The following is an 8887-nucleotide window of genomic DNA, read 5'->3' as shown; positions in this document are numbered from 1 at the left end:
GGCCGGGGGCAGGGGCAGGGCGGGGGCGGGGGCGGCGCGGGGTCCGTGCCGCCCCCGGCCCGCCGGGTCGGGCGTGCGCCGGGTCAGGCGTGCGCCGTGCCGCCGTCGGCGGCCATCGCGGTGGCGATGCGGTGCAGGGTGTCGGCGCGGAGCTCGTCCGGCAGCGGCGGGAGCAGGTCCATCCAGAGCGCGAGGGTGGAGCCGATCAGCTGGCGCTGGCCCTCGGGGCGGGCGATCAGCCACAGGTGGAGGTGGGCCGCGCCGTCGCCCCAGCGGTTCACATGGACGCGCCCGATGCCGCCGAGCGCCAGGATCGCCCGCTCCGCCCGCTGGAGCATCGGGCCGAGTTCGACCGCCCGGGCCGGCGGCAGGTCCAACAGGTCGTGGTGGTCGCGCGGGCCGAGGAACAGCACGGCGGGCAGGCCGTGGGGCGCGTCGAAGGCCTTCAGCCGCCAGTGCTCGTCGGTCCAGACGAAGTCCTCGTCCGGACGGCGGCACTCGTGGCACTCCGCCGCCCCGGCCTCGCCGTGCCGGCCGGGCTCGGGCAGCTCGGCGGCGTCCAGCGGACGGACGGTCAGCTCGCCCTCGTAGGGGAAGATCGACCAGGAGGGCGCCGCGTCCTCCGGTATCGGGAGCCGCTCGCCGACCGGCAGATGGGCGAGGAAACGGCGGGGGTCGTCAGGGTTCTCGGTGATCACGGAGACCGACCGTCCCACACTCCGCCGGGCCGCCGCCAGCACTTTTCCTCCGTACCCGTCCCGCCCGCCCGGCCTGCGCACCTTTGTCCGGGCCTTCGCCCTCCCCCTTCCGCGCACAGCTCCGTGCCGTTGTCCGTGCTGTTGTCCATGCCGTTGCCCGTGCCGTTGTCCGGGGCGGGCTGCGATGATCGGCGGGGACCGTTCGCCACCGCCAGGGAGGACCGCCCGTGAGCCGCCCCGACCCCACCCCGGGCACCGATCCGTCGCGCGGAACGACGCCCGATCTCGGGCCCGATCTCGCGCGCGAGCTGGCCGCCGCACTGCGCGGCGAGGTTCGGTTCGACGCCGCCGAACGGACCGTCTACAGCCACGACGCCTCCAACTACCGCCACCTGCCGCTCGGCGTGGTCAAGCCCGCCGACACCGAGGACGTGCGCACCGCCCTCGCGCTCTGCCGCCGGCAGCGGGTGCCCGTGGTGGCGCGCGGCGCCGGGACCAGCATCGGCGGGCAGGCGATCGGCCCCGGCGCGGTGGTGCTCGACTTCCGCCGCCACCTGGGCGCCGTCCTCGACATCGACCCGGAGCGCCGCACCGCCCGCGTCCAGCCCGGCACCGTCCTCGACGACCTCCAGCGCGCCGCCCGCCCGTACGGCCTGCGGTTCGGACCGGACCCGTCCACCCACAGTCGCTGCACGCTCGGCGGCATGATCGGCAACGACTCCTGCGGCGCGCACTCGGTCGCCTGGGGCCGCACCGCCGACAACGTCGAGTCGCTGGACCTGCTGCTCGCCGACGGCACCGAACTGACCGTCGGCGGCCCGCTCACCCCCACCGAACGCGCCGCCCTCGCCGTCCGGCCCGGCCCCGAGGGCCGACTCCACCACCGGCTCCAGGAGTTCACCGACCGGAACCTCGCCACCATCCGCCGGGGCCTGCCCGAACTCCCGCGCCGGGTCTCCGGCTACCCGCTGGACGCCCTGCTGCCCGAGCGCGGCCACCACCTGGCCCGCGCCCTCACCGGTACCGAGGGCACCTGCGCGCGCGCGCCCGCGCCCTGGTGGTGGCCGGCTACCCGGACGAGACGGCCGCCGCCGACGCCGTGCCCGCGCTGCTGCCGCTCGGCCCGCTCACCGTCGAGGGCATGGCCGCCGACCTGATCGCCGCACTGCTCGCCGCCGGACCGCGCCCGCCCGCCCTCGACCGGCTGCCCGACGGCGCCTGCTGGCTCTTCCTGGAAACCGGCGGCGCCACCGCCGCCGAGGCCCTCGACGCCGCCCGCCGGCTCGCCGACACCGTCCGGCGCGAACGCACCGCCACCGCCGCCGTGGTCACCGACCCGGCCGAGCAGCGCCAGCTCTGGGCCGTGCGCGAGGCCGGCGCCGGGATCGTGACCCGGCTGCCCGGCGGCGGCGAGGCCTGGCCCGGCTGGGAGGACTCGGCCGTCCCGCCGGAGCGGCTCGGCGACTACCTGCGCGAACTGCGCGCCCTGCTGCGCCGGCACGGCCTGCGCGGCGTGCCGTACGGGCACTTCGGCGAGGGCTGCGTCCACCTGCGGATCGACTTCCCGCTCACGCGGCCGCAAGGACTGCCGGTGTTCCGGGAGTTCATGGAACAGGCGGCCGACCTGGTGGTCTCGCACGGCGGTTCGCTCTCCGGCGAGCACGGGGACGGGCAGGCCCGAGGCGAACTGCTGCCGCGCATGTACCCGCCCGAAGTCATCGCCCTGTTCCGCGAGTTCAAGCAGATCTGGGACCCGGAGAACCTGCTCAACCCCGGCACCCCAATCGACCCGCGCCCGCTGGACGCCGACCTCCGCTTCGGCGGGCGGCCGGTGCGCGAGCTGCCGCTCGCCCTGCCGTACGAGCAGGACGACGGCAGCCTCGCCAAGGCGGTCCGCCGCTGCGTGGGGGTCGCCAAGTGCGTCGACCCGACCACCGGCGTGATGTGCCCGAGCTACATGGCCACCGGCGAGGAGCGGCACTCGACCCGGGGGCGGGCCCGGCTGCTCGCCGAGATGCTGCGCGGTGCGGGGGTGCTCCCCGGCGCCGGGGCCGCGATCACGGACGGCTGGCGGTCCGCCGAGGTCCGCGAGGCGCTGGACCTCTGCCTGGGCTGCAAGGGCTGCGCGAGCGACTGCCCGGTCCAGGTCGACATGGCCACCTACCGGAGCGAGTTCCTGTACCAGCACTACCGGCACCGGCCGAGGCCCGCCGCGCACTACGCGATGGGCCGGCTGCCGCTGTGGCTGCGCGGCGCCGCGCTCGCGCCCGGCCTGGTGAACGCGATCACCCGCTCACCGGCCGCCCCGCTGCTCAAGCGGCTCGGCGGCGTCGACGGGCGCCGGGCACTGCCGGTCCTGCCGCCGGAGACCTTCACCCGCTGGTACCGGCGGCACCGCGCCGGGCACCCGGCCCCGGCGGGCGCCCGGCCCGTCCTGCTCTGGCCGGACACCTTCTCCGACCACCTCCAGCCGGAGGTCCTGCGCGCCGCCGTCGAAGTCCTGGAACACCTCGGCTTCGACGTCCGACTGCCGGCCGGCCCGGTCTGCTGCGGCCTGACCTGGTACTCCACCGGCCAACTCCCGGGCGCCCGGCGGGTGATGCGCCGCAGCCTGGCCGCGCTCGCCGCCACCGGCCTGCCCGCCGGCACGCCCGTCGTCGGGATGGACCCGAGCTGCACCGCCACCCTGCGCGAGGAAGTGCCGCGCCTGCTCGGCGCCGAGGGCCGCCCGCTGGCCGAACGCACCCGCACCTTCGCCGAGTTCGTCGACGAGTACGCGCCGGACACACCGCTGCCGCAGCTGCCGGTGGACGCCGTCACCCAGACCCACTGCCACCAGCACGCGGTGCTCGGCAGCGCGGCGGACCGCCGGATCGAGCGGCGGATGGGTGTCGAAAACCGGGTCCTGGACTCCGGGTGCTGCGGGCTCGCGGGCAACTTCGGCTTCGAGCGCGGGCACTACGAGATCTCGGCGGCGATCGCCGAGCGGGTGCTGCTGCCGGAGGTCCGGGCCGCCGGACCGGACACCGTGATCCTCGCGGACGGCTTCAGCTGCCGCACCCAGATCGCCCAACTGGCGGACGGACGGCGGGCCCTGCACCTGGCGGAGCTGATGCTCCGGGCACTGCGGGAGCGGCCGGACGGGAGCTCGGCCGAGTAGCCGGCGCGCCGTCGTCCGCCGCCTCGACGCCCGGGCTCGCCGAGTCCCTGACACCGTCCGCGGCGGCCGCCACAATGACGGCATGACCCTCACCACCGCCGAGGCGGACAAGATCCTGGCCGACAACTTCGCGCCCTGGGTGCAGGCGCTCGGCCTGTCGGTGACCGGTACCGGGGAGCGCCACGCCGTGCTCCGGCTGCCCTGGTCCGACCAGCTGGCCCGGGAGGGCGGCGCGCTGTCCGGCCAGGCGCTGATGGCTGCGGCGGACACCGCGAGCGTGATCGCGGTGTCCGCCGCCCGGGGCGGCTTCGGCCCGATGACCACCGTCCAGCAGTCCACCAGCTTCCAGCGCGCGGTCGTCGGCCAGGACGTCCTGGTGCACGCCCGGGTCACCAAGCTGGGGCGGCGGATCGCGTTCCTGGACATCACCCTCACCGCCGAGGGCGAGGAGGAGCCGGCCGCCCACGCCACCACGGTCTACGCCCTGGCCTGAGCCTCCCGGCAGCCCCACCCTCGCGCCCTTCCCGTTCCCTGCTCTCTGCTCCCTGCTCGCTGCTCGCTGCTCGCTGCTCCGCACACTTTGCAAAGTGCACTTTGCAAAGTGTGCGACCCTCCGACCGCTCAACCCATAACCGGTCATTTCCCCACTTACTGCCCTCCCCTCCACTTTGCAAAGTGCGACTTTGCAAAGTGGAGGGGCGGAAGGCTCAGGGGAGGAAGGGAGAGCCGAGCGAAGTCCCAGGCACCGCACCGGGTCGGCCCGGGGCATGCCCCGGGCCGACCCGTACCCTCCCCGCGAACCCTCCCCCGCACGCCCTCCTCGTCCGTCAGGCGCCCTGCGGCGTGTCCAGCACCTCCTTCGAGCGCGGCGAGTCCTCGGCGCAGACCGCCGTCACGAACTCCGCCAGCCGCGTCTGCGGCATGCCGCGCGCGATGTTCATCATGCCGACCAGCTCGTGCTCCGGGTGGTTGATCACGGGCAGCCGCCGCACCCGGTACTGCTCCATCACCCGCAGCACCTGTTCGACGTCCTCGTCCGCCTCCACCGTCATCGGCCGCCCCTGGGCCACCTCGCCCGCCGTCACCTGCTCCGGGTCGAGGCCCTCCGCGACGCACTTCAGCACGATGTCCCGGTCGGTGAGGATCCCCAGGAGCTTCTGCCGCTCACCACAGATCGGCAACGCCCCGACGTCGCGTTCCTTCATGAGCCGGGCCGCCGTGGCGAGCGTCTCGTGCTCGCGCACGCACTCGGCCCCCTGATGCATGATGTCGCCCGCACTGGTCATGATCGGCCTCCTGACCTGCCTGCCACTCCCGTCACTCCATCCTGGTCCGGCCACCGGGGCCCCGCCACCGGGCCTACGCGGCGGCACCCCGCCCGCCCTCGGGACCTCCCGATGACTCGGCCGGCACATCGGCCGGCGCATCGGCCGGCCCGTCGTCCGGCGGGTCCAACAGCGGGGCCGGCGGCACATCGAGCGGCGGGCTCTCCAACACCTCTTCCAGCGGCGGGATTTCGTGCACCTCGGCAGCGCGCACCGAAGGCGTCCCGCCCTCCGCCCCCGGTACCTCGGCCGGCTCCCCCGGCGCCGGCGCAGCGCCCGTAGCAGCGCCCGCCGCCCGCCGATGGGTCTCCGCCGCGCTGTCCAGGAAGCGCAGCAGTTCCACCGGGAACGGCAGCACCAGCGTCGAGTTCTTCTCCGCCGCGACCTCCACCACCGTCTGCAGCAGCCGCAGCTGGAGTGCCGCCGGGGTCGCGCTCATCACCGCCGCCGCCTCCGACAGCCGCGCGGACGCCTGGTACTCGCCGTCGGCCGTGATGATCCGCGCCCGGCGCTCCCGCTCGGCCTCCGCCTGCCGGGACATCGAGCGCTTCATCGACTCCGGCAGGGCGACGTCCTTGATCTCCACCCGGTCGATCTCGATGCCCCAGCCGAGGGCCGGGCTGTCGATCATCAGCTCCAGCCCCTGGTTGATCGGTTCGCGGTTGGCCAGCAGGTCGTCCAGCTCGCTCTTGCCGATGATCGACCGCAGCGAGGTCTGCGCGACCTGGGAGATGGCGAAGTTGTAGTCCTGCACATTGATGATCGCCTTCACCGGGTCCTCCACCCGGAAGTACACGACGGCGTCCACCCGGACGGTCACGTTGTCCCGGGTGATGCCCTCCTGCGCCGGGATCGGCTGCGTCACGATCTGCACGTTCACCCGGCGCAGCTTGTCCGCGACGGGTATCAGCACGACCAGTCCCGGCCCGCGCACCTCGTCCCGCACCCGGCCGAACCGGAACACCACGCCCTGCTGGAACTGCTGCACGACCCGGACGCTCAGCCCTGCCACCACGGCCGTCAGCATCAGCACCACGACCACGACCGCTATCACCACTTCGACGACCATCACGGCCTCCTCGCGCGGCAGCGAGCCCCGGGCCGTCGCCGACCCAGCCGGCCGACGGCCGCCGGAACAGCTGGTTCCACGCTACGCCTGCCCCGTCCGGACCGGGACGAATCTCCGCCAGCGCCTAGGATCGTCGCCATGCCGCAGCCCACCGCCGAGGAACCGGCCCCGGCCGACGCTCCCGAGGCCGCCCGGGCCCCGGACCACCCGCACCACCCCGCCGCGGCCGCTGCCCTGGCCCCGGACCTCACCGTGCTCGACCGCGTCGTCACCGGCTGCCGGGCCTGCCCCCGGCTGGTCGAGTGGCGCGAGGAGACGGCCCGGGTCAAACGCCGCGCCTACCTGGACTGGGACTACTGGGCCCGCCCGATCCCCGGCTTCGGCCCGCCCGACGCCCCGCTCGTCCTGGTCGGCCTCGCCCCGGCCGCGCACGGCGCCAACCGCACCGGCCGGATCTTCACCGGCGACCCCTCCGGCGACCTGCTGTACGCCGCCCTGCACCACCTGGGCCTCGCCAACCGCGCGCTCTCCGTCCGGCACGGCGACGGCCTCGCCCTGCACGGCGTGCGGATCACCGACCCGGTCCGCTGCGCCCCGCCCGACAACAAGCCGAGCACCGCCGAACGCGACACCTGCCGGCCCTGGATCGCCCGCGAGTTCGAACTGCTCCGCCCCACCGTGCGCAGCGTGGTGGCGCTCGGCGGCTTCGCCTGGCAGACGCTGCTCCCGGTGCTCGACGCGGCCGGCTGGACCGTGCCGCGCCCCCGGCCGCGGTTCGGCCACGGCGCGCACGTCACCCTGCCCGCCCGCGACGGCGGGCCGCCGCTGGAGCTGTACGGCTGCTATCACGTCAGCCCGCGCAACACGAACACCGGCCGGCTCAGCACCGTGATGCTGCGCGAGCTGCTCCGCACCGCCGCCCGTGCCGCCGGGCTCGACCCGACGGAGGAGTGACAGCACAGAAGAGTGAAAGCGCGGATCGGTGACCGCGCCGCGCTCCCCCGGGCCTCACACGAACCGGGTCAGCTCCGGCCCGGCCGCCCGCTCCCACACCTCCGGCAGCGCCAGCCGCGCCCGCTCCGCCTCCGCCAGCTGCTGCCCGTACAGCACGCCGTAGCCGAACGGCTCCTTCGAGGCGGGTGCCTGTCGGCGCAGCGCGGTCGAGGCCACCACCGCGTCCTGGTGCTCGCCGAGGACCTCCTGGACGGCCTTCATCCGGGTGACGTACCGCTCGGCCGCCCGGCCCGCCACCGGCAGCGCCGTCTCGCCCGCGTACCGGGCGCGTTTGGCGGCCTTGCGGGCCTCGTGCAGCGCGATGTCCTGTTCCTCGCCCTCGTCGGCCAGCGCGGTGCGGATCCGGTCGGCGGTGCGCCGCTGTTCCCGGGCGGCGACCCGGGTCAGCTCCGGGCCGGCGGCCCGGTCCGCCCGGCCGCGCAGCGGCGGGTCGGTGAGCAGCGCGGCGAGTCCGTCGGCGAGGGCCCGGCGGCGGGGGCTGTCGAGGGCGGCGAGTACCTCCGGCCAGACCCGCCGGTACTCGGCCTTCCCCCGGCGTTCCAGTTCGGCGGCGACCCGCTCGGGTCCGCATTCCGCGGGCAGTTCCCGGGCCCGTGCCGCCAGCCGTTCGCCCAGGACCTCCTGGTCCCGGGCCCGGCCCAGCGCCGCCGCCAGCCAGCGCAGCTCGGCCACCAGTTCGTCGGTGGCTCCGGGGGCCAGCAGCCGCCGGTAGGTCCGGAACGCGCTGCGCAGGCGCCGGCAGGCGACCCGCATCCGGTGCACCGCGTCCGGTTCGTCGGCGCGCACGGCCTCGTCCAGTCCGGTCAGCACCTCGGCCTGCGCCCGGATCCGTCCGAGCACCACCTCACCCACGGTGACCATGTCACCGGCCATCCGCCTGCACCCCCTTCCGGGGCGTCCGGGAATCGCCTCCCAGGCTAGCCCGCGTCCCCGCCCCGGGGCAGCGCACTTTCCGCCACCCGTACCCGTCCTCCGCGGAGCGGGAAGTCGGCGGGTCCGACGTCCTGTGCACGAGCGCGGCACCGTTGGGAGGCACCGATGGGAGGCACCGATGGGGCGCGGGTGCGGTCAGGGGCGCAGCTGGATGGCGAGGGACATGGTGTAGCCGACGAGGGCGGCGAAGAAGGTGACGGCGGTGGTGTAGCGGGGGGTGAAGGGGAGGCCGGCGAGGGCGGGGTAGAGGAGGACGGCGGTGCCGGCGGCGACGTCGGCGAGGTAGAGGCCGCGGGGCGGGAGGATGCCGGTGCTGTGGGCGGCCCAGCCGGTGGCGACCAGGAAGCCGGTGAGCAGTATGAAGCCGGAGAGCAGGCCGGAGCCGATGCTGGAGAGGACGGGGTGCGGCTCGGGTGGGAGTTCGCCCTCGGGGACGGCGGGGCGCAGTCGGTGGGCGATGGCCAGGGCGCCGACGGCGAGGGTCACGCAGGCGGCGGCGCTGAGCAGGGGGACGGGGTTCATCGGCGGCTCCGGGAGCTGGTGCGGTGGTGGCCGAGGGCTGCGGCGAGCGCGGCCGGGACGAGGACGGTGAGGAGGAGGACGGTGGTCCAGGTGGTGGGGTCGAGGCCGGCGTCCGGGGGTGCGGCGGGGGTCGGGGGTGCGGCGGCGACGGCGGTGAGGGTGGCGG

General features: G+C 75.4%; 7 protein-coding genes and 1 pseudogene. 3 read left to right on the top strand and 5 right to left on the bottom strand.

Features of this window, described 5'->3' with window-relative positions; genetic code table 11:
- Positions 1-83: 83 nt before the first annotated feature.
- Positions 84-698 (bottom strand): hypothetical protein, encoded by a 615-nt coding sequence (locus VR45_RS36565; RefSeq protein WP_234326513.1) that lies wholly within the window; start codon positions 696-698, stop codon positions 84-86.
- 308 nt (positions 699-1006) lie between these two features.
- Between VR45_RS36565 and VR45_RS36560 the strand changes: the two are divergent.
- Positions 1007-3858: pseudogene (locus VR45_RS36560) on the top strand (FAD-binding and (Fe-S)-binding domain-containing protein).
- An 82-nt stretch (positions 3859-3940) separates the two neighbouring features.
- Entirely contained in the window at positions 3941-4351 is a 411-nt protein-coding gene (locus tag VR45_RS36555; protein ID WP_045944238.1) for a PaaI family thioesterase, read from the top strand.
- A gap of 334 nt (positions 4352-4685) precedes the next feature.
- On the opposite strand, the gene VR45_RS36550 is transcribed toward VR45_RS36555, so the two are convergent.
- Both VR45_RS36550 and VR45_RS36545 read right to left on the bottom strand, forming a co-directional pair.
- Positions 4686-5144, bottom strand: coding sequence for a CBS domain-containing protein (locus tag VR45_RS36550; RefSeq protein ID WP_045944237.1), 459 nt, complete (start codon positions 5142-5144; stop codon positions 4686-4688).
- A gap of 73 nt (positions 5145-5217) precedes the next feature.
- Positions 5218-6252 (bottom strand): slipin family protein, encoded by a 1035-nt coding sequence (locus VR45_RS36545; protein WP_078897299.1) that lies wholly within the window; start codon positions 6250-6252, stop codon positions 5218-5220.
- Between the two features lie 138 nt (positions 6253-6390).
- Between VR45_RS36545 and VR45_RS36540 the strand changes: the two genes are divergently transcribed.
- Positions 6391-7206: a uracil-DNA glycosylase gene (locus VR45_RS36540; RefSeq protein WP_078897298.1), complete on the top strand. Its 816-nt coding sequence runs from the start codon at positions 6391-6393 to the stop codon at positions 7204-7206.
- A gap of 54 nt (positions 7207-7260) precedes the next feature.
- Here the strand turns inward: VR45_RS36540 and VR45_RS36535 are convergent, their stop codons facing one another.
- Both VR45_RS36535 and VR45_RS36530 read right to left on the bottom strand, forming a co-directional pair.
- Positions 7261-8139 carry a CHAD domain-containing protein gene (locus tag VR45_RS36535; RefSeq protein WP_052709651.1) on the bottom strand — a complete coding sequence of 293 codons (879 nt, stop codon included), beginning with the start codon at positions 8137-8139 and terminating at the stop codon, positions 7261-7263.
- Positions 8140-8334: 195 nt separating this feature from the next.
- The gene (locus tag VR45_RS36530; protein ID WP_045944236.1) at positions 8335-8721 is read right to left on the bottom strand and encodes a hypothetical protein; all 387 of its coding nucleotides are present in this window, start codon (positions 8719-8721) and stop codon (positions 8335-8337) included.
- Positions 8722-8887 lie beyond the last annotated feature (166 nt).

It is taken from the genome of Streptomyces sp. NRRL S-495, assembly GCF_000966955.1.
GTDB classification, from domain to species: domain Bacteria; phylum Actinomycetota; class Actinomycetes; order Streptomycetales; family Streptomycetaceae; genus Kitasatospora; species Kitasatospora purpeofusca.
The sequence above is the reverse complement of the archived record's forward strand: the minus strand, read 5'-3'. Positions and strand labels throughout refer to the sequence as shown.

Bases quoted from the DNA above. Each gene is read 5' to 3' on its own strand.
- VR45_RS36545 (WP_078897299.1), bottom strand. From the start codon at position 6,252: ATGGTCGTCGAAGTGGTGATAGCGGTCGTGGTCGTGGTGCTGATGCTG.
- VR45_RS36535 (WP_052709651.1), bottom strand. From the start codon at position 8,139: ATGGCCGGTGACATGGTCACCGTGGGTGAGGTGGTGCTCGGACGGATC.
- VR45_RS36555 (WP_045944238.1), top strand. From the start codon at position 3,941: ATGACCCTCACCACCGCCGAGGCGGACAAGATCCTGGCCGACAACTTC.
- VR45_RS36540 (WP_078897298.1), top strand. From the start codon at position 6,391: ATGCCGCAGCCCACCGCCGAGGAACCGGCCCCGGCCGACGCTCCCGAG.
- VR45_RS36550 (WP_045944237.1), bottom strand. From the start codon at position 5,144: ATGACCAGTGCGGGCGACATCATGCATCAGGGGGCCGAGTGCGTGCGC.
- VR45_RS36530 (WP_045944236.1), bottom strand. From the start codon at position 8,721: ATGAACCCCGTCCCCCTGCTCAGCGCCGCCGCCTGCGTGACCCTCGCC.